The following is a 25,146-nucleotide window of genomic DNA, read 5'->3' as shown; positions in this document are numbered from 1 at the left end:
GCCCGACAAGTAAGGACTCACTCCATGGCGGCTGCGGGTACGCGAGTGGCCCCCCGGACGGGCGTTGGGCGGCGACTGGGCAGGTACGCCAGGCTGGTCAAGTTCCAGTTCGTCCTCGACTTCTTCCTCGCGCTGCTCATCGTGTGGACGGCGATGGAGCCGGGCACCCGCCTGGACGGGCCCGTGCTCCTGACGCTGCTGGTGTTCGCGCTGGGCAAGGTGGGCGTGCTGTCCGCGGTGATGACGCTGGACGACGTGACCGGCGTCAAGGACGGCAGCGACACGGCGAACTACCTCTCCGAGGGCAACACCGAGCTGCGTCCGCTCAAGCGCAAGCCCCTGCTCACCGGCGAGCTCACCGTGCACCAGGCGCAGCGGTTCGGCTACCTCGCCCTGGGGTGGGGGGCGCTGTGGTGGCTGGTGGCCGTGCTCAGCGCGCCCCACACCCCCGTGTGGGGGGTCGTGGTCACGGTGCTGCTCCTCGTCTTCAGCGTCCAGTACTCCTGGGGTCTGAAGCTGAGCTACGTCGGGCTCGGGGAGCTGCTGCTGCTCTTCTCGGCCACGGCGTTCGTCCTGTCGCCCTACTCCCTGACCGTCGGCGACCTCCCCGCGCTGGTGCTGGTGGAGGCGCTGCTGTTCGGGTTCGGGCAGCTCCTGATATCCGGTTACTCCAACACGCAGGACATCAGCGGCGACGCCGCGGTCGGCCGGCGCACCGTCGCGGTGATGGCCTCCGAGCGCGGCAACCAGGTGTTCCTGGGGGCGCTGACGGCGCTGAACCTCCTGGTGGTCCTGGGGCCGTACGCGGCGGGGTGGATCTCCGGCTGGTTCGTGGTGGCGACCGTGCCGCTGATGGCGCTGCGGCTGCGCCAGTACGGCGCCTTCCTGCGGGACGGCCACGCGCTGCTGGCCCGCAGCCGGGGCGTGGTGGTCTTCCGGACGACCGTCGCCTGTGTGCTGGCCTACAACGTGGCGCAGCACTGGCTCTGAGCGTGCGGGGTCCGGTGGGCGGAGCGGAGGCGGCGGCGCCGCTTTCGCCCACCGGGCCCCGCCTTCGCGCGGTCGCCCCGGGTCCGGCGGGGACGGCTCAGGCCAGCCGGCCCCGGCGTCCGGGGTCCTGCTTGGTCATCCAACTGGCGACCTGCACGCGTGAGGTGCAGGCCAGTTTGCGCATGATCTTGCGTACGTGGTTGACGGCGGTCCACTCGGCGATGCCGAGCCGGCGGGCGATCTCCCGGTTGGTGAGGCCGTTCGCCACCAGTTCGGCCACCTCGCGCTCGCGCGGGGTGAGCGGGTTGCCGGCGCCGTCCGGTGCGTCGCGGTCCGGCTCGGTGCCCTCCAGGGGGGCCAGCAGGGCGGTGACGGCGGCGTCCGGGCGCGACCGCCGGCCCTGGGCCGCCAGTTCCGCGGCCTCCTCGTCGCCCAGCCGCACCCGGGTGAGGGCGGCGACGGCGTCCACCTCCATGCGTACCGGAGCGGGTGCGACGCAGCCGGTGGCGGACCGGATGCCGGCGGCGGCGCCCAGGGCGCGGGCAGCGCGGCGCCAGGTCTCCATCGACTGGCCCCGGCAGCGGGTGAGCAGCAGCGTGAACTTCTCCAGGGCCAGGGCGCTCAGCGCCAGGTGCTGCAGTCCGGCGATGTCCTCCAGGGCGGACCGGTACAGGTCGACGGCGCCGTCCTGGTCGCCCAGGGCGAAGGCCGCGTCGCCCAGGACGAGCCGGGTGAGCGCGATGTTGCGGGTGTCGCGCTGCCGCTCGAAGCAGGCCAGCGCGTCCTCGGCGAGCCGGCGGGCGCCGGCCGCGTCGCCCGCGGCCCGGCGGACCTCGGCCAGGACCCGCAGCACCTCGGCGTGGTCGGCTCCGCCGTCGCCCACGGTGGCCGTCAGGCAGTCCTCCAGGCGGCGGTCGGCCTCGGCCAGGTCCCCGCGCTGGAGGGCGACGAGCCCGGCGCCGCGCATGCAGGCGGCCGTTCCGGCGGCGTCGCCCAGTTCCTCGAAGGCGGCCCGCGCCTTGCCCAGGCAGTCCTCGGCCGCGGTCATCTCGCAGGCGCTCAGCAGCAGTTCGGCCAGCGACAGACGGGTCTTGGCCTGCCGGGACAGGGACAGGCCGCTGAGGTCGTCGAGTCCGGCGCGCAGCCGGGCGATGCCCTCCCCGATCTCCCCGCGGGCCTGCCAGTACTCGCGCAGGGCCGCCGCGATCCGCACCACGCCCGCGGTGTCGCCGGAGCGCGTGAGGAAGTCCAGGGCGGCGGCCAGGTCCTGGCGCCAGTAGTCGATCAGGAGCAGCCACCGGCTCTGGTCGGGGCTGCGCAGTCCGCTCTCCGCGGTCTCGGCCAGGTCGATGCAGAACGCGGCGTGCGCGGAGGCGAGGTCGTCGCTCTCCCCCAGCGTGTGCGCCTCCTCCAGCAGGAACTGCCGGGTGAGGCCGAGCATGGAGATGATGAGTTCGCCGTCGGAGCACTCCTCGGTGTGCAGCAGGCTCTTGTCGACGAACATCTCCAGCAGGCGCTGGAGTTCGGTGGCGTCACCCGGCCACATGGCCTGGGCGGTGGGCAGGTCGAAGGCCCGGTGGAAGACGGCGAGCCGTCTGAGCAGGGTGCGTTCGTGCCGGTCGAGCGCGTCGAGCTGGCGGGCGATGGCCGCGCCCATGCCGCGGTGCCGGGACAGGGTGTCGAACTCGGTCCCGGACAGGGCGTCGAGACCGGCGTCCAGTTCGTCCAGCAGCCGCTGCGGGGAGAGCATCCGCATGCGGGAGGCGGCGAACTCGATCGCCATCGGCAGCCCGTCGGTGCGGCGGCACAGCCGGACGACGGCGTCCCGGTTGTGCTCGGTGAGCGCGAAGTTGGGGCGGGTGACGAGGGTGCGCTCCAGGAACAGCTTGACCGAGGGGATCTCCCGCAGCTCCTCCGGGTCCAGCGCGGCGTCGGCCGGGGGCAGGTCCAGCGGGCCCAGGCGCAGCAGCACCTCGCCGTAGACGCCGAGCCGCTCGTTGCCGGTCATCAGGACGGTGAGCCGGGGGCAGTCGTTGACCAGGCGGGTGACGGCCGGTACGAGCGCGGCCCGCATCCGGTCGCAGCCGTCCAGGAAGAGCAGGCAGCGGCGGGGCCGGATGTACTGGCGCAGCACCGTGTGCACCGGCCGGTCCGGGCCGGTCTCCAGGGCGAGGATCTCCGCGAGCAGCGTCTCGGGGTCCTGGCCCGGGCGGCAGTCGCCGAGGTCCACGGCCCACCCGCCGTCCTCGAAGGAGCCGCAGACGTCTGCGAACGCCGCCGCGGCGAGTCTGCTCTTGCCGACTCCGGCCGGGCCGGTGACGGTGACGACGCGGACGGCCGGATTGCCGAGGAGTCCGCGCAGTTCGGCCCCCTCCTTCCGGCGGCCCACGAGGCCGCGGCCGGCGACGGTGAGCACGCCCAGTCCGCCGGCGCTGAGCTCATCGCTGCTGGTGCTCGAACTGATCGGGTACATGGGCAGCCCCTAAGGATCAACGGACACAGGTGATGAATCGATCCCGCTCGCTTCCGGGCACGCCCGTGCGCAGGACGAGCCGAGGCGGTTCCGCGCCGCGCGTGGTGACGCGGCGCGGGGGCGCCTCGGGGAGCCGGCCGGGCATCGGCGTCGCGATGCGGCGGGACGGAACGCTCCCCGGCCGGGGCCGAAGGACCTCTCCTCAGCCCGCCGGGTGCGGAAACAGCCGTCCGTGGCCGCGTGCGGCTTCTGCCGACACCACGTGCAGTCACCCCCGTTCGATCCTGTACCGGACACCACCAAGGTAAATCAATCGACACTTTGAGCGATTCGATTCGGCCAGTGTTCCGCTGGTCCCGGCGCCCCCGGCTCCGCCCCGTCCTTGTCCGGATTTCCCCCATCCCGTCCCGGCGCCCCGCGCGCTTCCTGCCATCGGGCACCCCATTCACCCGGTGGCAGACCGTCACCGGGCCCAACGGTCCGTGGTCGGTTGGCGCAAAACCTCCGCCGACGGCGGTGGAGAATGTCAACTCTCCGGCACAGCACGACGGCCCACGGGCAACCCGCGGGCCGTCGCCGGCGCTCCCGAGGGCCTGGGGATCAGGACGGGGTGACGACCACCGGGCCCGGCCCGTCGAGGGACTCGCCCCGCTCCTCGGCGATCCGCACGGCCTCCTCCACCAGCGTCTCGACGATGAGCGATTCCGGTACGGTCTTGATCACCTCGCCCTTCACGAAGATCTGCCCCTTGCCGTTGCCCGAGGCCACGCCCAGGTCGGCCTCCCTGGCCTCGCCCGGCCCGTTCACCACACAGCCCATGACGGCGACCCGCAGCGCCGCGGGGAACCCCTCCAGCGCGGCGGAGACCTTCTCCGCCAGGGTGTGCACGTCCACCTGGGCCCGTCCGCAGGAGGGGCAGGAGACGATGTCCAGGCCGCGCTCGCGCAGCGCCAGGGCCTCCAGGATCTGCGTGCCGACCTTGACCTCCTCCACCGGCGGCGCCGACAGGGAGACCCGGATGGTGTCGCCGATCCCCTGCGACAGCAGCGCGCCGAACGCCGCGGCGGACTTGATCGTGCCCTGGAAGGCCGGGCCGGCCTCGGTGACCCCCAGGTGCAGGGGGTAGTCGCAGCGCTCGGCGAGCAGCCGGTAGGCGGCGATCATGACCACGGGGTCGTTGTGCTTGACCGAGATCTTGATGTCGCGGAAGCCGTGCTCCTCGAACAGCGAGCACTCCCACAGCGCCGACTCCACCAGGGCCTCCGGGGTCGCCCTGCCGTACTTCTCCAGCAGCCGGCGGTCCAGCGAACCGGCGTTGACGCCGATGCGGATCGGGATGCCGGCGGCGGCCGCCTCCTTGGCGATCTCCCCCACCTTGTCGTCGAACTTCTTGATGTTGCCCGGGTTGACGCGGACGGCGGCACACCCGGCCTCGATGGCCGCGAACACGTACTTGGGCTGGAAGTGGATATCGGCGATCACCGGGATCGGGGACTTCCTGGCGATGGCGGGCAGCGCCTGCACGTCGTCGGCCGAGGGGACCGCGACCCGGACGATCTGGCAGCCGGCCGCCGTCAGTTCGGCGATCTGCTGGAGCGTGGCGTTGACGTCCGCGGTCACCGTCGTCGTCATCGACTGCACCGACACCGGCGCGTCACCGCCGACCGGCACCGAACCGACCATGATCCGGCGGGACCTGCGCCGCTCGGCCAGTGGCGGCAGCTCCGCCTCGGGCCTGACCGCGGGCATCCCGAGACCAACCGTCGTCATCGTGTCTCTCCTCCGCGTTCCCGGTCGATGAGGCGGGCCATCTCCCGCTCGAAGTCGATCGCTTCACCGCCGGTCCGGTCCTCCGCCGGACCGCTGATCTCCTCCACCACGGCCCGGGCGATCTCCTGTGCGGTCAGTCCGCAGCCGGAGAGCACCTCGGCACGGCTGCCGTGCTGGAGGAAGCGCCGGGGGATGCCGAACTCCCGCAGCGGCGTGCGCACCCCTTCGTCGCGCAGGAACTGGGCGATGGTCGAACCCACGCCGCCCATCCGGCTGTTGTCCTCGACGGTGATGGCCAGCCGGTGCCGGCGCGCCATGTCGGCGAGCGTGGGGTTGACCGGCGTGACCCAGCGCGGGTCGACCACCGTGGCGCCGATGCCCTGCGCCCACAGCACCTCGGCCACCTGCAGCGCCACCGGGGCCAGCGCGCCCACCGAGACGATCAGTACGTCGAGGGGACCGGCCCGGTGCAGTACGTCGGTGCCGGCGAACGTGCTCCTGGCGGGGATGTCCTCGCCCGTCGGTCCCTTGGGGAAGCGCACCAGGGTGGGGCCCTCCTCCCACTCGACGGCCTCCGCCAGCAGCTCGGCGAGCCGGGTGCCGTCGCGCGGGGCGGCGATCCGCAGCCCGGGCACCACCTGCAGGACCGACATGTCCCACATGCCGTTGTGGCTGGGGCCGTCGTCGCCGGTGACGCCGGAGCGGTCCAGTACGAACGTCACGGCCCTGCGGTGCAGCGCCACGTCCATCAGCAACTGGTCGAAGGCCCGGTTGACGAACGTGGAGTAGATCGCGACGACCGGGTGGACGCCGCCCAGGGACAGGCCCGCCGCCATGGTGACCGCGTGCTGCTCCGCGATGCCCACGTCGACGACCCGCTGGGGGAACCGCTGCTGCATCGGCAGCAGGCCGGTCGGCTCCAGCATGGCCGCCGTGATGGCCACGACGTCCGGACGGCGCTCGGCGATCCGGACCAGTTCGCGCCCGAAGACGGAGGTGAAGGACGGCCCGGCGGAACTCTTCAGCGGCCGGCCCGTCGCGGGGTCCATCGGCTTGACGGCGTGGCCCCGGTCCAGCTCGTTCCGCTCCGTCACCGGGAAGCCGCGCCCCTTCTCGGTCACCACGTGCACGACGACCGGCCGGCGCAGCTCCCGGGCCCGCCGCAGCGCCACCTCCAGCGCCGTCACGTCGTGCCCGTCGACCGGTCCGAGGTAGGCCAGCCCCAGTTGCTCGAACAGGCCGGGCGGCCCCGGCTGCCCGGAGCGCAGCTCCCCCAGGTGGTCGGCGAACCCGCCCTGGGTGGGCGCGTAGGAGCGCTGGTTGTCGTTGAGCACGATGACCAGCGGCCGGTCCGGCCCGCCCGCGATGTTGTTCAGGGCCTCCCACGCCATGCCCCCGGTCATCGCCCCGTCGCCGATGACGGCGACCACGGCCCGGTCGGTGCGGCCGTGGTGGGCGTCGGCGCGGGCCAGGCCGTCGGCGTAGGACAGCGCGGTGGAGGCGTGCGAGTTCTCCACGAAGTCGTGCTCGGACTCGGCCGGGTTCGGGTAGCCCGACAGGCCGCCCCGCCGGCGCAGCTTGTCGAAGCCGGCCGCCCGGCCGGTGACGATCTTGTGCACGTACGACTGGTGCCCGGTGTCCCACAGCAGCCGGTCGCGGGGCGAGTCGAAGACCCGGTGCAAGGCGAGGGTCAGCTCGACCACCCCCAGATTGGGGCCGAGGTGCCCGCCGGTGGCGCAGACCCTCTCGACGAGGAAGGCGCGGATCTCCGCGGCGAGGGTGTCCAGTTCCTCCGCGCTCAGTTCCCGGAGCCGCTCCGGGCCGTGCACGGTCTCCAGCAATGACATGCGATCACCGGTTCCGGTAGGCGACTTCGAGGGCCATCTCGCTCAGTTCCTCCCGCCACACCGGTTCGATCGCGGCCTGGTCGAGGGCCACGCCGGCGCGTTCCACGAGCGCGTCGATGCGCTCTTCGATCCGGGTCCTGCTCTCGTCGAGGAGGTCGAGCAGCGCGGCGGTGTCCCATTCGGGGCGGTTGACCAGGCAGCGCACCTGCTGGTCCCGCTCCGCCGCCTCGGCGAGCAGCAGGGTCATCTTGTGCTGCTCCAGGTCGAGTCCGACCGGTTTGCCGGCCACCGTGCTGTCGCCGAACGCGCCGATGAGGTCGTCGCGCAGTTGGAAGGCGAGGCCGAGGCACTCGCCGTACTCCTCGAACGCGGACGTCAGGTCGGGCCGTCCGGCGAGCGCGGCCCCCAGCAGCAGCGGGCGGGTGATGCTGTAGCGGCCCGACTTGCAGATCGCGATCCACCGCGACAGCTCCGGCGCGATCACGCCCTCCGCGGCCACCGCGACGTCCAGGTGCTGGCCGATCTGGATCTCGGTGACCATCTCGCCCCACACCTCGCGGGCGGCGGGCGGCAGGCCGCGGGTGAGGCGGTCGGCGTAGAGCATGGCCAGCACCCCGGAGATCAGCGCCACGCCCTCGCCGTAGCGGCGCGACTCGCCCCGCCAGCCGCGTTCGGCGTGCACCGCGGCGTGCCTGACGTGCGCCGCGGGGGCGCCGCGCCGGGTGTCGGAGGCGTCGAGCACGTCGTCGTGCAGCAGCGCACCGGTGTGGACCAGTTCGATGCCGGAGGCGGCGTCCGCCACCATCGGGTCCTCGGGGTCGCCGCCCGCGGCCAGGTAACCGGTCACGCAGAAGGCGGGGCGCAGCCGCTTGCCGCCCGCGTCGACCAGGGAGGTCACCGTGTCCACGGGGACCGCGCCCCGTTCGTCGACACCGCTCCAGCGGGCGCGTTCGTGCGCGAGGAGCTCACCCAGCCGTCGCTCGGCCCTGCGCAGCACCTCGGCGCGGGTGCCGCGCACCGCGAGCCGGTCTGTCACCGCGGTCGTCATATTGCTCCCTCTCCTGTCCGGCCGGTCAGCCGGCCTTGGCCGTGTCGATGAGATGCGTCGGCGGATGGAAGACCACGTCCTCCTGCGCCACCTGCTCGATCTCGATGTCGCGGTATCCGAAGTCCGCGAGCCTCTCCAGCACCTGGTCGACGAGGATCTCGGGAGCGCTCGCCCCCGCGCTCAGGCCCACCACCGAGACCCCCTCCAGCCACCGCTCGTCGAATTCCGTGACGTCCGGGACCAGGTGGGCGGGAACGCCGAGCCGGCGCGCCACCTCCACCATCCGCAGGGAGTTGCTGGAGTTGCGGGAGCCGACCACGAGCATCAGGTCGGAGCGCGGCACGACCTGCTTGACGGCGTCCTGCCGGTTCTGGCTCGCGAAGCAGATGTCGTCGGTGCCCGGGCCCCGCAGATCGGTGAAGCGGCGGCGCAGCACCTCGATGATGTCGCGGGTCTCGTCCACCGACAGCGTCGTCTGGGTGAGGTAGGCCACCGGGGTGCCGGCCGGCAGGTCGAGCCGCTCGGCGTCCTCCACGGTCTCCACGATCACCGTCCGGTCGGGCGCGTGCCCGAAGGTGCCCTCGACCTCCTCGTGCCCGGCGTGCCCCACCAGCAGCAGCGTGCGCTCCTCCCGGGCGAACCGCTTGGCCTCCTGGTGCACCTTGGAGACCAGCGGGCAGGTCGCGTCGATGACGTCGAGCCGGCGGGCCCTGGCGTTGTGCCGCACCTGGGGTGAGACGCCGTGCGCGGAGAACACGCACACCGCGCCCTCGGGCACCTCCTCCTCGGAATCCACGAACACGACGCCGCGCCGCTCGAACTGCCGCACCACATAGTGGTTGTGCACGATTTCCTTGCGTACATAAAGCGGAGCGCCATGGCGTTCCAGTGCGAGGTCGATAATCGATATCGCTCGGCGCACACCGGCGCAGAAACTGCGCGGTTCGGCGAGGATGACCTTCTTCTTGCGTCCCATTTTCACCCGTCTCCGCTGCCTGGTTCGACTCCCGCTGCCGACTGTGCTGTTCAGGTCTGTCCCCGGTCAACCACATACGGGTGCTCGGGCTCGAAGCAGTCATGTACCGCGGGCGCCCCAACCGCTGAACCTTGCTAGGCCCTTGTCATTCATTACGGCTGCCCCGATTCCTACCGTAGAGCGGACCGCACGACGCGAATTCATCCGGCCGCACCGCGTGAATTGAGCGGGCCGCGCGACGTGAAATGCATCGACCGAGGAGTCACATGAGTACTGCTCTCATTCGTCCCGAAGCGGTGCTCGGGGATACGCTCGAGGACCTGGGCACGGAGCTCTTCGCGACACTGCGCCGCAGCGACCAGCGGCGCCGGGGCATGGAGTACATCCACGGGCTGCTCTCCACCCGCGGTCGCAAGTCGATCCGGAACATGGCGGCGCTGAAGGGCAGCAGCACCGGCCAGAGTCTGCACCACTTCATCTGCAGCTCCACCTGGGACTGGATCCCGGTGCGCCGGTCGCTGGCCGGGTACCTGACCCGTACGGCGCCGCCGCACGCCTACGTGGTCCGCCTGATGACGATCCCGAAGGTGGGCCGCCACTCGGTCGGGGTCGGCCGCTACTTCTCGGCCGACGAGGGACAGGCCCTCAACGCCCAGCGCGCCGTCGGGGTCTGGGGCGCCGCCGACACCATGACGGCGCCGCTGAACTGGCGGCTGTATCTGCCGCAGACCTGGATCAAGGACGGGCTCCGCCGCAACCAGGCGTCCATCCCGTGCGAGGTGGAGCCCGAGACGCTCGGCGACTGCGTGCTGACGGCGTGCCGGGAGAGCCTGGCCGCCTGGGAGCTGCCGGCCCAGCCGGTGGTGGTCGACATCGAGGAGGCGGACCCCGTCGCCACCGTCCACGGGCTGCGGGCCATGGGGTTCCCCGCCATGGTCCGGGTCCACGGCGACGTGCCGCTCACGGTGCACGACCCGGCGCTGACGGGGCACGCCGCGCACCGGCTGACCGCGCCGGAGATCATGCAGGCGGCGCGGGCGCTGTTCCGGCCCATGGCCCGTCTGGAGACCGTCTCCCGGTCGCTGCCCGCGGTGCGCAGGACGGCGCTGGTCGCGGCGGTCGGGGTGCGGGTGCCGGGGACCGGACCGGGCGGCGCGCCGCTGTCGCTGGTCGGTGTCAGTGCTCCGGGCCGGCGCGGACCGGCCGAGATGTGGCTGACCGATCTGCCGCACCCGGCCGCCGCGGTGCTGCGCTTCGGCGACTGCGCCCGCCGGGTCGACCGGGACTGCGACGAGGTGGCCTCGCAGGTCGGGATCCGCGACTACGTGGGCCGCTCCTACGGCGGCTGGCACCGGCACACCACGCTGGCCTCGGCCGCGCACGCCGTGTGCGTGCTCTCGGCGGCGGACCCGCGGGCGCGGCGGGCCTCGTGAACCGGTGGCCGGGCCGGCCGGCGACCGGGGCGTGCCGGGGCGCGGCAGGCGTCGCCCCTTCCCCCGCGCTCCCCTGGGGGAGGGGGGCGCGGGGGAAGGGGCGAGGCGCGCGGGCACACCGGCCGCGCGGTCAGTCCAGGCCGTCCAGCCGGAAGTGGTACGCCGCGATACGCATCCGGCGCGCGTGGTAGAAGCGGTGGGCGGCGTGGTTGGTGACGCCCGAGTCCAGCTCGACGGCGGCGCAGCGCGCGGCGCGGGCCCGCTCGACGAGGCTGTCCAGCAGGCGGGCGCCGATCCCGGTGGACCGGTGGTCCGGGCCGGTGACCAGGTCCTCGACCAGGAGGATCCGTCCCCGGCTGGTGGCCAGCGTGCGGTGGGCGGCCACGGCCACACAGGTGCCGTCCGGGGCGTAGGCGGCGGTGAACACCAGCCCCTGTCCGTGCGCTTCGGCGGCGAACGCGTCGAAGCCGTCCTCGGTCAGCTCCGGCCGCAGGGCGCGGACGAGCGGCCGTACGTCGTCGCGCATGCGCGGGGTGCCGGGTGCGACGTCCGTGGTGCGCAGCCCGTCACCGGCGGCGGACCGGGCGCCGCTCACGGGAGGTCCCGGACGGCCGGGGTGCCGGGCGGCCGGACCGGGCTCGTGCCGGGCCGGTGTGCGCCGGGCGGGGCGGTGGTCGCGGATCGGATCATGCCGGGTCCTCCTGCGGTGGGGGGTCGACTCGCGCCGTCCGGGGGAGTCGCCGGCGGGTCAGGCCGAGGCGAATCCGCGCTTGAGGGCGCTCGCGACGGCGACGGTCCGGCGGGCCTGGAACTCGATCGCGGCCAGGTTGTGCGGGTCGACGTTGTCGGGCTGGTTGCCGGAGATGCTGCTGGTGCCGTACGGGTTGCCGTTGGCCGGCTCGAACTGGACCGGGTCGGCGAAGCCGGGGGGAACGATGATCGCGCCCCAGTGGTAGAAGGTGTTGTTCAGCGCGAGCAGGGTGCTCTCCTGCCCTCCGTGGTCGCTGGCGGTGGAGGTGAAGGACGACACCACCTTGTCGACCAGCTTGCCCTCGTACCAGATGCCGCCGGTGGTGTCGAGGAACTGCTTGAGCTGGGCCGCCGGCAGGCCGAAGCGGGTCGGGGTGCCGAACAGGAGGGCGTCGGCCCACTCCAGGTCCTCCAGGGCGGCCTCGGGAACGTTCCGGGTCGCGGCGGCGTGCGCGGCCCAGGACTCGTTCTGCGCGATCGCGGACTCGGGTGCCAGCTCGGCGACCTTGCGCAGCCGCACCTCCGCGCCGGCCTTCTCGGCGGCGTCGGCAGCGGTCTGGGCGAGCCGGTGCACGTTGCCGGTGGACGAGTAGTAGATGACGGCGACATTGGTCATGGTGGGTGAGGCCCCCTCGATGGGTTGACGCCGGCCTCGGCGCGGGTGTCCGGCGCCCGGGGCCGCAGGTGGCCTCATCGTGCGGACGGCGCGGCCGCCCGGCAAAGCGGTTTCTCCGGAGTCCGTCAGGTCCCGCCGGACGGACCGCGAAACCGCAGGCCGGACGGCGACTTGACGGACCCCCGAGCGGGTCGTTGACCGCCCGGCGACGGCTCAGCAGGCTCGGTAGCAGCGATTCCCCCCGCCAGGCCGCCCACCGCGCGGCCCGCGAGGCGTGCGGCTTCCCGCGCCGCGGCGCATGTCCGGATACCGAACGGAGACCTTCGTGAACGGTAGTCATGTCGATCGGTGCACAGCGGGGGCCGGGCCGCGCGGACTCTCCGTCCCGGAGCGGCTGCCGGCCGGCGTCTCCGGCGTCCTCGTCGCGGGTGCCGGCGGCCACGGCGCGATCGGGGCCGCGTGATGGGGCGCAAGGGCGGGGCGGCGTCCGGTGCGGCCGCGCGCGGCGGGCGGCGGCTCACGTACTGGGACCCCGAGGACGAGGCGTTCTGGGAGCGCGAGGGCCGGTTCACCGCCCGCCGCAACCTGGTGTTCTCGGTGCTGTCGGAGCACGTCGGGTTCTCGGTGTGGAGCATGTGGTCGGTCCTGGTGCTCTTCATGTCGCCCGACATCGGCTTCACCTTCACGCCGTCCGAGAAGTTCCTGCTCGTGGTGGTGCCGACCCTGGTCGGGGCGGTGCTCAGGCTGCCGTACAGCGCGGCCGTGCTCCGCTTCGGCGGCCGCGACTGGACGGTGTTCGCCTCCTGCGTGCTGCTGGTGCCCGCGGGGCTGGCGGCGTTCTTCGTGCAGCGCCCGCAGACGCCGCTGTGGGTGTTCCTGATCGTCGGTGCGCTGGCGGGCCTGGGCGGCGGCAACTTCGCGTCCTCCATGACCAACATCACCGCGTTCTACCCGCAGCGGCACCAGGGCTGGGCGCTCGGGATCAACGCGGGCGGCGGCAACCTGGGCGTGGCCGTCGTGCAGGTGCTCGGCCTGCTGGTCATCACCACGGCCGGCGACACCCACCCCTCCTACGTGGCGGCCGTCTACCTGCCGCTGATCGTGCTGGTGTCGCTGGGCGCGGCGCTGCGCATGGACAACCTGCCCGTGCCGCCCGCCGAGCCGGGGGTGCTGCGGGAGGCCGCCGCGCACCGGCACACCTGGTGGATCTCGCTGCTGTACGTCGGCACGTTCGGCTCGTTCATCGGCTACGGGTTCGCCTTCGGCCTGGTGCTGCAGAGCGAGTTCGGGGCGAGCACGCTGGAAGCGGCCTCGTACACCTTCCTGGGGCCGCTGCTCGGCTCGCTGGCCCGCCCGGTCGGCGGCAGGATGGCCGACCGCTGGGGCGGCGCACGGGTGACGTTCGGGAACTTCGCGGCGATGGCGGCCGGCACGGGGGTGCTGCTCGTCGCCTCGGCCACCACCTCCTTCCCGCTGTTCGTGGCCGCCTTCACGGTGCTGTTCGTGCTCAGCGGGCTCGGCAACGGGTCGACGTACAAGATGATCCCGGCGCAGCACGCCCGGGAGGCGGAGCAGGCCATCGCGGCCGGCGCGGACGCCACGGCGGCCTTCGCGCGGGCCCGCCGGCTCTCCGGCGCGCTGATCGCCGTCGCCGGGGCCGTGGGCGCGCTCGGCGGGGTCGGCATCAACCTCGCCTTCCGCGGCGCCTACGGCACGTCCGGCTCGGGAACCGTGGCGTTCGCCGCGTTCCTCGGCTACTACGTGCTCTGCCTCGCCCTGACCTGGCGCGTCTATCTGCGCCGCCGGGACGACGAGGCCGCGGCCGGCGTCCGGCCGGTGCGGCCGAGGATCACGGGACGGGTGTGACCATGGACCCCCGACTCACCGCGTCCTCGCCCGGGACGGCCACCCACTGCCCGTACTGCGCCCTGCAGTGCGGGACGAGGCTGAGCGGCGTCCGGGGCGCCGTCGAGGTGCGCCCCGACCCGGACTTCCCCGTCAACCGGGGCGGCCTGTGCCAGAAGGGGTGGACCGCGCCGGACGTGCTCGGCGTGCCCGACCGGCTCGCCACTCCCCTGGTGCGCGGGGCCGACGGGCGGCTCGCGGCGGCCGGCTGGGACGAGGCCCTGGACCTGGTGGCCCGGCGGCTGCGCGAGATCCGCGCCGCGCACGGGCCGGACGCCCTGGCGGTCTTCGGCGGGGGCGGGCTCACCAACGAGAAGGCGTACACGCTGGGCAAGTTCGCCCGGCTGGCGCTGGGCACCAGCCAGATCGACTACAACGGCCGCTTCTGCATGGCCTCGGCCGCCGCGGCGCAGATCGCCGCCTTCGGCGTGGACCGCGGGCTGCCGTTCCCGGTCACGGACCTCGGCGGGGCCGACGTGGTGCTGCTGGCCGGCGCCAACCCGGCCGAGACGATGCCCCCGCTCCTGCGCCACCTGGACCGGCCGGACCTGATCGTCGCCGATCCGCGGCGCACCCGTACCGCCGAGCGCGCGGCGCTGCACCTCCAGCCGACGCCGGGCACCGACCTCGCCCTGGCCCTGGGACTGCTGCACATCGCCGTCACCGAGGGCCTGGTCGACAAGGCGTACGTCGACGAGCGCACCACCGGCTTCGACGCCGCGTGGGCCCGCGCGGTCGCCTGGTGGCCGGAGCGCGTCGAGGCCGTGACCGGGGTCGCGGTGTCCGAGCTGCGCGCCGCGGTCCGGATGCTCGCGGGCGCCGAACGCGCCTACGTCCTCACCGGGCGCGGCGCCGAGCAGCACAGCAAGGGCACCGACACGGTGGCGGCGTTCATCAACCTGGCGCTCGCCCTGGGCCTGCCGGGGCGCGCCGGCCGCGGTTTCGGCACGCTCACCGGCCAGGGCAACGGCCAGGGCGGGCGGGAGATGGGGCAGAAGGCCGACCAGTTGCCCGGGTACCGCCTGCTGACCGACCCGGCGGCCCGGGAGCACGTGTCCCGGCTGTGGGGGGTGCCGCCGGACCGGCTGCCCGGACCGGGGCGCAGCGCCTACGAACTGCTGGACGCGATCGGCGAGGCCGGCGGCCCCCGGGCGCTGCTGGTGGTCGGCTCCAACCCGGTGGTGTCCGCGCCCGCCGCGGGCCGGGTCACCGAGCGCCTCGGCCGGCTCGACCTGCTGGTGGTGGCCGACTTCGTGCCGTCCGAGACGGCCCGGCTGGCCGATGTGGTGCTGCCGGTGGCGCAGTGGGCCGAGGAGGAGGGCACGCTCACCAACCTGGAGGGGCGGGTGCTGCGCCGCCGGAGGCTGCTCGACCCGCCGCCGGGCGTGCGCGGCGACCTGGAGGTGCTGCACGCCTTGGCGGTCCGCCTGGGCGAGCCCGCCGAACGGTATCCGTGCGCGCCGCGCGAGGTCTTCGCGGAGCTGCGCGAGGCCACCCGGGGCGGGCCTGCCGACTACTCGGGCATCAGCTACGAACGCCTCGACGCCGGCGCGGAGCTGTACTGGCCCTGCCCCGAGGGGAGTACCGGCACGCCCCGGATGTTCCTGGACCGGTTCGCGCACCCCGACGGCCGGGCCCGGTTCGCGCCGGTGGAGCACCGGGACCCGGCCGAGACGCCCGGGCCCGGTTTCCCGTTGTACGCGACGACCGGGCGGGTCCTCGCCCACTACCAGTCCGGGGCGCAGACCCGCAGGGTGGCCCGACTGGCCGAGGCCGCGCCGGAGCCGTTCGTCGAGATGCACCCGGACACCGCGGCCCGCGCCGGGCTCGCCGACGGTCAGTGGGCCCTGGTGCGTTCGGCGCGCGGCGCGATGCGCGCGCGGGTGCGCTGCGAGCCCTCGCTGCGGACGGACACCGTGTTCGTGCCGTTCCACTTCCCGGGCGCGGGACGCGCCAACCTGATCACGCACCCGGCGCTCGACCCGCGCAGTCGGATGCCGGAGTTCAAGGTGTGCGCGGTACGGGTGGAGGCGGCGCCATGAGCACACCGGGAACCGAGCGGATCGTGGTCGTCGGATACGGCCCGGCCGCCCACCGCCTGGTGGAGCGGCTCGGCCGGCACGGTCACCGGGGTGAGGTCACCGTGCTGGGCGACGAGCCGGCGGGGGCCTACAGCCGCCCGCTGCTGACCTCGGTGCTCGACGGCACCCTCACCCCCGGGGCGCTCGCCCTGCCCGCCCCGCCCGAGGGCACCCACCTGCGGCTCGGGGTCACGGCCACGGCCGTCGACCGGCACCGGCGCCTGGTGCGCGGCAGCGACGGGCGGGCCTACCCCTACGACCGTCTCGTCCTCGCCACCGGCGCCGCTCCCCTGGTGCCCGACCTGCCCTGGGCCCGGGGCGCCGACGGGCGGCTCACGCCGGGCGTGCGGACGCTCAGGACGCTGGCGCACTGCGCGGACCTCGGCTCGGGCGACCCGGTGGCGGTGGTCGGCGGGGGCCCGCTGGCGGTCGAGGCGGCGCTGGCGCTGCGCCGTCGCGGCCGGGACGTCACCCTCGTGCACCGGGGCCGCTACCCGCTGGACCGGCATCTGGACGCCCGGGCGGGCGAGTCGCTGTCGGCGCGGCTGCGCGCCCTGGACGTGGCCCTGTGCACCGGCCGGACGGCCGAGGCCCGCACGGGCGGCAAGCTCCGTCTCGACGACGGCCGGTGGGTGGCCGCCGGCGAGGTCCTGCTGTGCACCGGGGTGGCGCCGCGCACCGCGCTGGCACGCGCCGCGGGGCTCGCGGTGCGCACGGGCGTCGTCGTCGACGACAAACTGCGCACCGCCGACCCGCGGGTCCACGCGCTCGGCGACTGCGCCGAACCCCCCGGCGGCACCGGCCCGCACTTCGGGCACACCGCCGCCTGGGAGCAGGCCGAGGCGCTGGCCGGGCTGCTGGCCGGCGGGCGGGACCGCTACACCGCCGCCGGACCCGTCGTACGCCTGAAGGCACCCGAGATGGACCTGGTGTGGCTCGGGGCGCCGGACGGGGCCGAGGAGACGGTGGTGTTCGCGGACGCCGCCCGCCGCCGGTACGCCCGGCTCTGGCTGCGCGACGGCCGCGTCCGCGGCGCGGTGCTGCTGGGGCTCGGCCGGGCCATCGCGGCGGTGGTACGCCTCTACCGGCGCGGCGAGCCGGTCCCCGCCGACCGGCTGGCCCTGCTGCTGGGGTCTCCGGTGGAGTACGCCGGCGAACGGCGGCCGGCCGACGCCGTGGTGTGCCACTGCGCCCACGTCACGGGCGCGGACCTGGCCGCCGCCTGGCGGGCGGGTGCCCGTACCGTGGCCGGGCTGGCCGCCGCCACCCGGGCGACCACCGGCTGCGGCGGCTGCGTCGGCGAGGTGCGCGGCTGGTGCGCGGCGTACGCACGCGGTACGGAGGCCCGATGAGTGGCGTCCTGGTCGTGGTCGGCCACGGGATGACGGGCCACCGGCTGGTGCGGGAGGTGCGCGACCGGGACCGGGAGGGCGCCTGGCGGGTGGTCGTCCTGGCCGAGGAGCCGGTGGCCGCCTACGACCGGATCGCCCTGTCCGCGCACGCCCGCGGCGCTCCGGCCGGCCGGCTGGCGCTGCCCGGCGCCGACTTCGCGGGCGACGAGCGGGTGGAGCTGCGGCTGTCCGCCCCCGTGGTGCGCATCGACCGGGCCGCCGCCACGGTGCGCTGCGCCGACGGCACGGAGGTGGGCTACGACGCGCTGGTCCTGGCGACCGGATCGCGGCCGTTCGTCCCGCCGGTGCCCGGTCACGACCTGCCCGGCTGCCACGTCTACCGCACGCTGGAGGACGTCGCCGCGATCCGCGCCGCCGTCCGGCCGGGGCGCGGCGCCGTGGTCGTCGGCGGGGGCCTGCTCGGGCTGGAGGCCGCGGGCGCGCTCGACGCGCTCGGCATGCGGACGCACGTGGTGGAGGCGGCGCCGTGGCTGATGCCGCTCCAGATGGACGAGGGCGGCGGTGCCGTGCTCGGGCGGCTGCTGGCCCGGCGCGGGGTGCGCGTCCACTGCGGTGCCGGGCTGCGGTCGGTCGACGCGGGCGCGGACGGCTCGGTGCGGTCGGTGACGCTCGCCGACGGGTCGGTCCTCGGCACCGGCCTGGTGGTGTTCGCCGCCGGTGTGCGCCCGCGGGACGAGCTGGCCGCCGGCGCCGGCCTGGCCACCGGCGGCCGGGGCGGTTTCCTGGTGGACGCCCGCTGCCGTACGGCGGACGCACGGATCTGGGCGGTCGGCGAGTGCGCGGCGGTCGAGGGCCGGTGCTACGGCCTGGTGACGCCGGGCTACCGGATGGCCGAGGCGGTGGCCCGGCAGCTCACCGGCGAGCGGGACGCCGGGTTCGCCGGGGCCGAGCTGTCGACCCGGCTGAAGCTGGTGGGGATCGAGGTGGCCAGCTTCGGGGACGCGCACGCGCGCACCGAGGGCGCCGTCGAGTTCGTCCGGGCCGACCTCGGCGGCGACCGCTACGCCAAGCTCGTCCTCGACAGTTCGGCGACCACCCTGGTCGGCGGCGTCCTGGCCGGGGACACCGCCGCCTACGCCGCCCTGCGGTCCCTGCTCGGCCGGCGGCTGCCCGCCGCGCCGGACGAGCTGCTCACCGCCGCCTGAACCAGCCGGCGTCCGCACACCCCGCGCCCCCGGCCCGGTGGTCCGCCGGGCCGGGGGCGCGGGGTGCGGTGACCGGTCCGCGGGCTCAGGCGCCCAGGGAGGCGCCGCCGTCGACGGTCAGGGCGTGCAGGGTGATCTGCTCGGCCGCGTCGGAGAGCAGGAAGGCCACCGCCGTGGCGACGTCCGCGGGCAGGGCGATCCGGCCCAGCGGGATGCCCACCCGGTACTTCTCCGGATCACCCGCCAGCGTCCGCCGCGCCCCCGACTCGTCGCTCCACATGGACCGCAGCATCGGGGTGTCGGTGGACCCCGGCGCCACGACGTTGCACCGCACGCCGAAGCGGGCCACCTCCAGCCCCAGGGACTTGGTGAACATCGCCGCGGCCGCCTTGGAGGCGGCGTACGCGGCCATGTCGGCGCGGGGCGTGGCCGCCGCGTTGGACGCCACGGTCACGACCGCGCCCCGGGACCGCGTCACCATCCGGCCGACCACCGCCCGGGACACGTGGAAGACACCGTGGACGTTGACGTCGAAGGTCGTACGCCAGTCCGCGTCGTCGTAGGAGACGACCTCGCCGAGCCGCAGCACACCGGCCGCGTTGACGAGCATGTCGACCGGGCCGAGTCCGTCCTCGATCCGGGCGACGGTCTCCTCCACCTCGCCGCTGTCGGTGACGTCGGTGGGGAAGGCGGTGACCGCCAGGCCCTCCGCCACGAGTTTCCCGGTCCGCTCCCCGAGCCGCTCCCCGTCCCGGTCCAGGGCCGCGACGACGGCGCCGCGGCCGGCCAGCTCCCTGACGACGGCCTCTCCGATGCCGCCGGCCGCGCCGGTGACCAGGGCCACGCGTCCTTCCATGTCTGCGACCTCCATCATCGCTCAGTCGGTCCAGGCCGTCACGACGGACACCGCCTGATCCGGAGTCAGACGCGGGTCGCAATGGCTGGTGTAGACGTCCCCCACCCGTCCGATGTCGCCGGCGTGGCGCGCGCACTCGGTGACGTGGTCGGGCGTGGTCTCCAGGTGCAGGCCGCCGGCCACACCGCCGGCCGACTCCACGGCGCGCTTGAAGGCCCGCACCTCGCGTTCGATGGTGGTGACCAGGCGGGTCTTGTGCCCCGACGGGGTGCGGACGGTGTTGCCGTGCATCGGGTCGGTGAGCCAGATCACCGGGTGGCCCGCCGCGCGCACCGCGCGGACCAGGGGCGGGAGCCGTTCGGCGGCGTGGTCGGCGCCCATCCGCGCGATCAGGGTGAGCCGGCCGGGTTCGCGCCCGGGGTCCAGGCGCTTGCACAGGGCGAGCAGTTCGTCCTCGGTCATGGCGGGCCCCACCTTGCAGCCGACCGGGTTGCCGACCTTGGCGAGCAGGGTGACGTGGGCTCCGTGGACCTGACGGGTGCGCTCTCCGATCCACGGGAAGTGGGTGGAGGTGAGCAGCAGCTCACCGGAGGGCTGCTCCCGCACCATGGGCACCTCGTAGTCGAGCAGGAGCGCCTCGTGGCTGGTCCACACGGTGGACTCCGCGTGCGGGCGGCGGACGCCGTGCCAGCCGAGGTTCCGGGCGATCTCACTGGCCGCCATGTAGCCGGTGAGCAGCCGCAGCGGGTCCGGTCTGCGGCTCTCCGCGTCCGGCGCGGGCGAGTTGACCATGTGGCCGCGGTAGACGGGCAGTTCGACACCGCCGACGATCTCCGTGTCGCTGGTGCGCGGCTTGCCGAACTGCCCCGCGATGCGGCCGACGCGGACCACGGGCCGGCGGGTGATCAGCTTCAGGGCCCCGGCGAGCAGGTCCAGTACGGCGGCCTTGCGGTGGACGTGTTCGGGTGTGCTTTCGTCGGGGTCCTCGGAGCAGTCGCCGGCCTGCACGACATGGGCCTCGCCCGCGGCGACGCGGGCGAGCTGGTCCCGCAGGACACGTACGTCGTCCGCGCGGACCAGCGGCGCGCGCAGGGAGAGCTCCTTGCGGATCAGCTCGGTCTGCACGAGGTCGTCCCACCTGGGCTGCTGCGACGCGGAGGTGAGGCATATGTCGTCCAGAGTGTTGTCCACTGAAGATCTCCGAAGGGTGCGGGACGGGTACGGCCGGACGGGTCGCGGAACGGGCTGGCGGTCGGTCATCGCGCGGGGGAGCCGCCGGGGGCGATCCGGATGCCGGTCCCGTACTCGACGACTGTCTTCGGCATCGCTCTTCGTCTCCTCGGTATCTGTCCAGACGGGCACGTGAGCTGTGACGCCCTGTCACTCGTGGCGGGCTCGGCGGGTCACGGCCGCGGCCGGGGGCGGACGGCCTGTCGCTCCTCGGAGAGGAAGGTGCCGACGAGGCGGCGGCTCAGGAACGTCGGTGAAGGCGGTTCCATGCTGTGGATTCAGGACAGACGCGGCAACAAACGCCCGGCCACTTCGTCATGTCGCGGGCACGCGCGCACGACCGCGGCCCCCTGGGCTCCCGGGCCGAGGGGTGCGGTCGCGGCCGGTGGCCGGTCGCGGCGGGATCCGGAAGGGGCGTCCCGTGGGCCGGTGGCGCCGCCCTCAGGACTCGCGCCGGCCCGCGGGCCGGGGCTCCGGCACCGGGCGGGCCAGCCAGGGCGCGTGGTAGTCGCGCAGCCACTCCGCCCCGCTGCGGCGCAGCCGGCTGAGGGACGTTCCCGGCTCACGCAGCAGCCGGCCCTCGGAGGCGGTGCTGCGCAGCCCCAGCACCCGGGCCGCCTGCGCGGCGACCTGCCGGTGCCCCGCCGGGGACAGGCACAACGCGCCGTCCTCCCAGGCGCGGTGCTCCTGCAGCGCGCGCAGCGACCACAGATCCACCACCGGGCAGTGGAACCGGTCGGCGATGGCCCGTACGTGCGCGGTGTACGTGGCGGTCCTGCCGCGCAGATGGCGCAGTCCCGGCAGGGCACGCGGATCGACGCCGGTGAACAGCAGTACGGTGCCGGCGTGGGCGGACAGTTCCGCCACCGCCTCCTCGGTGCGTTCCGCCACCGCGTCCGGGTCGCCCCCGGCGAGCAGCAGGTCGGCGTTGCCCGCGCTGAAGCTGACCAGGTCGGGCGGGTACCGCCGGACGACGGCCAGTTGCTCGGCCCCGGCCCGGTCCCGGAACCGTCCGCGCGCCGGTCTCCGGTAGTGCAGCACACCGTCGGGCCGCTCCTCGGCGAGCAGCACGGCGAGCCGGTCCGCCCAGTCGGTCGACGCGCCGTCGGCCGCGCGGACGACGCCGCGGTCCGCGTCCAGAGTCTCGCCGACGACCGTGTACGACTCGATGCGGCGCCTGTCACCCGTTCTGCATGGTGTGGTCACGTCGGGACTTCTCACTCTCGGGCCCTGCGGGCGCGTCCGCCACCTCGGCGGACAGCGGGGAGCGGAGCCACCGGCTCGCCGGCGGCGGCAGGTGATCCGGTACTCCGGGAATCCGTCAGGCATGGTCCGGCCATTTGCCGGTGAACGCTAGGAGGTCTGGTCCGAATCTGTCACCTAGCGGCGCTCGTACAGGCCGTTTCCCGCCGGTTTCCGCCGTACCCGGTGGTCCGGCCACACCCCTCGCCGCCGGTGCGGCCGGCCGTCCCGGCCCGGCGCCGCGCCCGGTGGGCCCGCTGGTGGCACGGGCACCGGCCGGCCCCGCAACGGGGTGTCCGCCGCACCTCGTGCCGGGCCGGGTCCGGACCTGACGGTGGTCTCCGCAGCCGCGGGGCTGTCCGACCGGATGGAGAGCGTTGTGAACACGTCTGCAGTCAGGCGGGAGACTTTCGCCGAACCGGGCCTGAAGCGCCTTCGAGTCCACGAACTCACCGGCAGCGCGGTCTGCGACGACGCCGTCACCGAACTGGGTGCCGCGCTCTTCTCCACGTTCCGCAGGAAGGACCAGCGCCTGAAGGCCGACCAGTATCTGCGGGGGCTGCTGTTCGCCAAGGGGCGCAAGTCGATCCGCAACATCGCCGCGCATGTCGGCGGTGCCGCCGCCGAGCAGAGCCTGCACCACTTCATCTCCAGCTCGACGTGGGACTGGCGCCCGATCCGGACCGAACTGGCGGGGTATCTGGAGCGGACGGCGGCGCCCCGGGCGTGGGTGGTGGGCCCGCTGCACATCCCGAAGGCCGGGGAGCACTCGGTGGGCGTGGACCGGCTGTTCGCCCCGCGACTGGGCCATATGTTCCGGGGGCAGCAGGCGTTCGGTCTGTGGTTCGCCGCGGAGGAGATGAGCGTCCCGGTCAACTGGCGGCTGCTGCTGCCCGAGCCGTGGGTCGAGGACCACGAGCGGCGGGAGCGGGCGGAGGTGCCCCGGGAGGCCGGCCGGGAGACCCCGGAGGAGTGCGCCGTCGCGGTGGCCCTGGACACCGCCCGGTACGGGAACGTCACGCGCCGGCCGGTCCTGCTGGACCTGCGCGGCGGCGCCGTCCGTCCGGCGCTGGCGCAACTGGCCCGGGCCCGGGTGCCCGTCGTCGGCCGGATCGGCGCCTCCTGCCGGCTGACGGTGGCGGACCGGTCCCTGCCCGGTTTCGGCGCGGGGCCGCTGCCCGCCCAGCAGATCATGGAGTCGACCAAGGGGCTGCGCCGGCCGGTGCACTGGCTCGACCCGGCGCGGCCGCACGCCTCGCACACCTCCCTCGCCTCCGTGGTACGGGTGTCGCTGCTGGACCCGCAGATGGGCCGGCAGCGGCCGATGCTGCTGCTCGGCGAGTGGCGCGACCCGCGCCGCCCGCCGGTCCGGTTCTGGCTGACCGACCTGATGAGCGCGCCGGTCGCGCCGCTGCTCCGGCTGACGAAGCTGACCCGCCGGGTGGACCGGGACTACGCCGAGACCGGCGAGGAGGTCGGGCTGCGGGACTTCGTGGGGCGGTCCTTCCGGGGCTGGCACCGGCACATCACCCTGGCCTCCGCGGCCCACGCGGCGGCGGTGCTCTCCACCGGCGGCCTCGGCCTGGAGGACGTGGCCTAGGGCACGGGCGGCGCGGAGCGCCCCGCGCCGCCCGTGCCGTGCCGTGCCGGGTCAGTCGTTCAGCGGTTCGATCGACTGGGGGTGGCGGAAGAAGTTCCGCGGGTCCCACTCGGTCTTGACGCGCCGCAGCCGGGGGTAGTTGTCCTTGTAGTACAGCTCGTGGCAGGAGACGCCGGACCGGTTGAAGTCCGGGTCGCTGAGGTCGTTGTCCGGGTAGTTGATGTAGCAGCCGTCGGTGACGTCGTTCGGCACCGGGACGCCGCCCGTGTCGGCGTACAGGTCCTGGTACAGCGACCGCAGCCAGGTCACGTTCCGCTCGTCGTCCTCGGCCCGGTGCCAGTAGGACTCGAAGTACACCAGCCACAGGGCGTCGCGGTGGGCGGCCGCGGTGTCGGCGTCGTCCAGCGCGCTGATCCGCCCGCGCACGGAGTTGATGACCAGGAAGCTGTACGGGTTGGGGTTGACCGTCTTGGTGAGGTACCGGTAGATGGTCCGCACCTGGTGCTCGGGGAAGGCGTCCTTCATGTAGGTGGACTTGTGGGACGTCCGCAGACTGGGGCTGGTGATCGTCTCGCCGGCCGTCATGGTCTGCGCGGTGGCCTTCAGGAACGGCTGTTCCGTGATGGTGGTGCGCTGCGGCTGGACGCCGAGCGAGCCGGCCACGAACGCGAGGAAGTCGTCCACCAGCCTGCGGGCGTCCGGCACGGTGGAGTCGATCTGCGCGACCACGTTGAAGGTGCCGGAGTCGGCGTGCTGGAGGAAGATCCAGTGGCCGAGGTCGATGTAGGGCGAGTCGAGGCTGCCGTGGGTCTTGGACCAGTCGGCGTAGCGGGCCATGAAGGTGGCGAAGGCTTCCTCGGTGATCTGCTCCCACGACCAGGCCGCGAAGATGGAGAAGACCGTGGACGGCGCCTTCGGCAGCAGAGCGCCCGGGCCGCCCTCGGCTCCGCGGCTGCGCATCCAGAAGCGGGTGACGACACCGAAGTTGCCGCCTCCCCCGCCGGCCACGGCCCAGGCCAGGTCGTGGTGGGGGTCCTCGGGGTCGCGGGTGGCGACGACCGCGCGCACCTCGCCCCGCTCGTCCACGGTGACGATCTCGACGGCGTAGAGGTGGTCGCTGAGGATGCCGTGCTTGCGCGAGAGGATGCCGTACCCGCCGCCGGAGAAGTGGCCGCCGGCGCCCGTGGCGTAGCAGCCGCCGCCGGGGAGGGTGACGCCCCAGCCGATGTGCAGGGTCTCGTAGATCTTCAGCAGGGTGGCACCGGGCTCCACCACGAAGGCGCCGCGGTCCTCGTCGAAGCCGACGTGGTTCATCAGCCGCAGATCGATGATGATCTCCGTCTCGTCGTTGAAGACGAGGTTCTCGAAGCAGTGCCCGCCGCTGCGGACGGCGACGCGCTTGCCGTCGCGGACCGCCTCCCGGACGATCTCGACGACCTGTTCGGTGGTGGACGGCAGGCGGATCGCCTCGGGGGAGGCCACGTGCCGGTTGTTGCCGTGGCCCCTGATCATGTCGGGGTAGCGCGCGTCGTCGGGTGTCACCGTGGGGATGGCCCCGGTGTGACGGCGCGGCGCGGCCTCCTGGGGGGTGGCCGGAGCCGGGTGATCGCTGGTTACGGTGGTGTTCACTCGGTTCACGCTCCCGTTCCGTGAGCTGTCCGTGCGACGGGCTCCTTTGCTCGCCGCGCCTCCAGCCTCGGCGCCCGGTGCGGGACGTTCCGGAACTCCCCCGGATTGTTTGTCAAGTACACCGATCTAGGCTGCCGCGAGGC

General features: G+C 74.1%; 18 protein-coding genes. 7 read left to right on the top strand and 11 right to left on the bottom strand.

Features of this window, described 5'->3' with window-relative positions; genetic code table 11:
• The first annotated feature begins 24 nt into the window (after positions 1–24).
• Positions 25–990: a UbiA family prenyltransferase gene (locus IE316_RS18070; RefSeq protein ID WP_190205387.1), complete on the top strand. Its 966-nt coding sequence runs from the start codon at positions 25–27 to the stop codon at positions 988–990.
• 97 nt (positions 991–1,087) lie between these two features.
• Here the strand turns inward: IE316_RS18070 and IE316_RS18065 are convergent, their stop codons facing one another.
• From IE316_RS18065 to ispH, 5 genes are all read right to left on the bottom strand, one after another.
• Entirely contained in the window at positions 1,088–3,463 is a 2,376-nt protein-coding gene (locus IE316_RS18065) for an ATP-binding protein (protein WP_190205386.1), read from the bottom strand.
• 600 nt (positions 3,464–4,063) lie between these two features.
• A complete protein-coding gene (gene ispG, locus IE316_RS18060; RefSeq protein WP_190205385.1) occupies positions 4,064–5,233 on the bottom strand; it encodes a flavodoxin-dependent (E)-4-hydroxy-3-methylbut-2-enyl-diphosphate synthase in 1,170 nt (389 codons plus the stop codon).
• The gene (locus tag IE316_RS18055) at positions 5,230–7,080 is read right to left on the bottom strand and encodes a 1-deoxy-D-xylulose-5-phosphate synthase (RefSeq protein WP_190205384.1); all 1,851 of its coding nucleotides are present in this window, start codon (positions 7,078–7,080) and stop codon (positions 5,230–5,232) included. Before IE316_RS18055 ends, ispG begins: the two co-directional genes overlap by 4 nt.
• Positions 7,081–7,084: 4 nt before the next feature.
• On the bottom strand, positions 7,085–8,128 hold the full coding sequence (locus IE316_RS18050; RefSeq protein ID WP_190205383.1) for a polyprenyl synthetase family protein: 1,044 nt from the start codon (positions 8,126–8,128) through the stop codon (positions 7,085–7,087).
• Between the two features lie 25 nt (positions 8,129–8,153).
• On the bottom strand, positions 8,154–9,104 hold the full coding sequence (ispH, locus tag IE316_RS18045) for a 4-hydroxy-3-methylbut-2-enyl diphosphate reductase (RefSeq protein WP_190205382.1): 951 nt from the start codon (positions 9,102–9,104) through the stop codon (positions 8,154–8,156).
• 266 nt (positions 9,105–9,370) lie between these two features.
• On the opposite strand from ispH, the gene IE316_RS18040 reads away from it, so the two are divergent.
• Positions 9,371–10,537 (top strand): IS701 family transposase, encoded by a 1,167-nt coding sequence (locus IE316_RS18040; RefSeq protein WP_229910444.1) that lies wholly within the window; start codon positions 9,371–9,373, stop codon positions 10,535–10,537.
• A 130-nt stretch (positions 10,538–10,667) separates the two neighbouring features.
• Here the strand turns inward: IE316_RS18040 and IE316_RS18035 are convergent, their stop codons facing one another.
• A complete protein-coding gene (locus IE316_RS18035) occupies positions 10,668–11,132 on the bottom strand; it encodes a GNAT family N-acetyltransferase (protein ID WP_229910443.1) in 465 nt (154 codons plus the stop codon).
• Between the two features lie 153 nt (positions 11,133–11,285).
• Entirely contained in the window at positions 11,286–11,903 is a 618-nt protein-coding gene (wrbA, locus tag IE316_RS18030; protein WP_190205381.1) for an NAD(P)H:quinone oxidoreductase, read from the bottom strand.
• 462 nt (positions 11,904–12,365) lie between these two features.
• Here wrbA and IE316_RS18025 point away from each other — a divergent pair, with 462 nt between their 5' ends.
• From IE316_RS18025 to IE316_RS18010, 4 genes are read left to right on the top strand one after another with little or no spacing between them, the layout of a single operon-like run.
• Entirely contained in the window at positions 12,366–13,769 is a 1,404-nt protein-coding gene (locus IE316_RS18025) for a nitrate/nitrite transporter (RefSeq protein WP_190205380.1), read from the top strand.
• Positions 13,770–13,771: 2 nt separating this feature from the next.
• Positions 13,772–15,850, top strand: coding sequence for a molybdopterin oxidoreductase family protein (locus IE316_RS18020; protein ID WP_190205379.1), 2,079 nt, complete (start codon positions 13,772–13,774; stop codon positions 15,848–15,850).
• A complete protein-coding gene (locus IE316_RS18015; protein ID WP_190205378.1) occupies positions 15,847–17,241 on the top strand; it encodes an FAD-dependent oxidoreductase in 1,395 nt (464 codons plus the stop codon). The genes IE316_RS18020 and IE316_RS18015 overlap by 4 nt, the downstream gene beginning before the upstream one ends.
• Positions 17,238–18,446, top strand: coding sequence for an NAD(P)/FAD-dependent oxidoreductase (locus tag IE316_RS18010; protein ID WP_190205377.1), 1,209 nt, complete (start codon positions 17,238–17,240; stop codon positions 18,444–18,446). Before IE316_RS18015 ends, IE316_RS18010 begins: the two co-directional genes overlap by 4 nt.
• Positions 18,447–18,531: 85 nt before the next feature.
• Here IE316_RS18010 and IE316_RS18005 read toward each other — a convergent pair whose 3' ends face one another.
• The 3 genes from IE316_RS18005 to IE316_RS17995 all read right to left on the bottom strand — a co-directional run bounded on the left by IE316_RS18005 (position 18,532) and on the right by IE316_RS17995 (position 21,738).
• Complete coding sequence (locus tag IE316_RS18005) at positions 18,532–19,302, bottom strand: 2,3-dihydro-2,3-dihydroxybenzoate dehydrogenase (RefSeq protein ID WP_190205376.1); 771 nt, start codon at positions 19,300–19,302, stop codon at positions 18,532–18,534.
• A gap of 21 nt (positions 19,303–19,323) precedes the next feature.
• On the bottom strand, positions 19,324–20,493 hold the full coding sequence (locus IE316_RS18000; protein ID WP_229910442.1) for a 3-deoxy-7-phosphoheptulonate synthase: 1,170 nt from the start codon (positions 20,491–20,493) through the stop codon (positions 19,324–19,326).
• Between the two features lie 480 nt (positions 20,494–20,973).
• Positions 20,974–21,738, bottom strand: coding sequence for a GDSL-type esterase/lipase family protein (locus tag IE316_RS17995; protein ID WP_190205374.1), 765 nt, complete (start codon positions 21,736–21,738; stop codon positions 20,974–20,976).
• Positions 21,739–22,153: 415 nt separating this feature from the next.
• Here IE316_RS17995 and IE316_RS17990 point away from each other — a divergent pair, with 415 nt between their 5' ends.
• A complete protein-coding gene (locus IE316_RS17990) occupies positions 22,154–23,374 on the top strand; it encodes an IS701 family transposase (protein ID WP_229910441.1) in 1,221 nt (406 codons plus the stop codon).
• A 51-nt stretch (positions 23,375–23,425) separates the two neighbouring features.
• Here the strand turns inward: IE316_RS17990 and IE316_RS17985 are convergent, their stop codons facing one another.
• The gene (locus tag IE316_RS17985) at positions 23,426–25,003 is read right to left on the bottom strand and encodes an FAD-binding oxidoreductase (RefSeq protein WP_229910440.1); all 1,578 of its coding nucleotides are present in this window, start codon (positions 25,001–25,003) and stop codon (positions 23,426–23,428) included.
• Between the last annotated feature and the right edge of the window lie 143 nt (positions 25,004–25,146).

The sequence above is a fragment of the Streptomyces fumanus genome, from assembly GCF_014655295.1.
GTDB classification, from domain to species: domain Bacteria; phylum Actinomycetota; class Actinomycetes; order Streptomycetales; family Streptomycetaceae; genus Streptomyces; species Streptomyces fumanus.
The sequence above is the reverse complement of the archived record's forward strand: the minus strand, read 5'-3'. Positions and strand labels throughout refer to the sequence as shown.

Bases quoted from the DNA above. Each gene is read 5' to 3' on its own strand.
- IE316_RS18070 (WP_190205387.1), top strand. From the start codon at position 25: ATGGCGGCTGCGGGTACGCGAGTGGCCCCCCGGACGGGCGTTGGGCGG.
- IE316_RS18065 (WP_190205386.1), bottom strand. From the start codon at position 3,463: ATGTACCCGATCAGTTCGAGCACCAGCAGCGATGAGCTCAGCGCCGGC.
- ispG (WP_190205385.1), bottom strand. From the start codon at position 5,233: ATGACGACGGTTGGTCTCGGGATGCCCGCGGTCAGGCCCGAGGCGGAG.
- IE316_RS18055 (WP_190205384.1), bottom strand. From the start codon at position 7,080: ATGTCATTGCTGGAGACCGTGCACGGCCCGGAGCGGCTCCGGGAACTG.
- IE316_RS18050 (WP_190205383.1), bottom strand. From the start codon at position 8,128: ATGACGACCGCGGTGACAGACCGGCTCGCGGTGCGCGGCACCCGCGCC.
- ispH (WP_190205382.1), bottom strand. From the start codon at position 9,104: ATGGGACGCAAGAAGAAGGTCATCCTCGCCGAACCGCGCAGTTTCTGC.
- IE316_RS18040 (WP_229910444.1), top strand. From the start codon at position 9,371: ATGAGTACTGCTCTCATTCGTCCCGAAGCGGTGCTCGGGGATACGCTC.
- wrbA (WP_190205381.1), bottom strand. From the start codon at position 11,903: ATGACCAATGTCGCCGTCATCTACTACTCGTCCACCGGCAACGTGCAC.
- IE316_RS18025 (WP_190205380.1), top strand. From the start codon at position 12,366: ATGGGGCGCAAGGGCGGGGCGGCGTCCGGTGCGGCCGCGCGCGGCGGG.
- IE316_RS18020 (WP_190205379.1), top strand. From the start codon at position 13,772: ATGGACCCCCGACTCACCGCGTCCTCGCCCGGGACGGCCACCCACTGC.
- IE316_RS18015 (WP_190205378.1), top strand. From the start codon at position 15,847: ATGAGCACACCGGGAACCGAGCGGATCGTGGTCGTCGGATACGGCCCG.
- IE316_RS18010 (WP_190205377.1), top strand. From the start codon at position 17,238: ATGAGTGGCGTCCTGGTCGTGGTCGGCCACGGGATGACGGGCCACCGG.
- IE316_RS18005 (WP_190205376.1), bottom strand. From the start codon at position 19,302: ATGGAAGGACGCGTGGCCCTGGTCACCGGCGCGGCCGGCGGCATCGGA.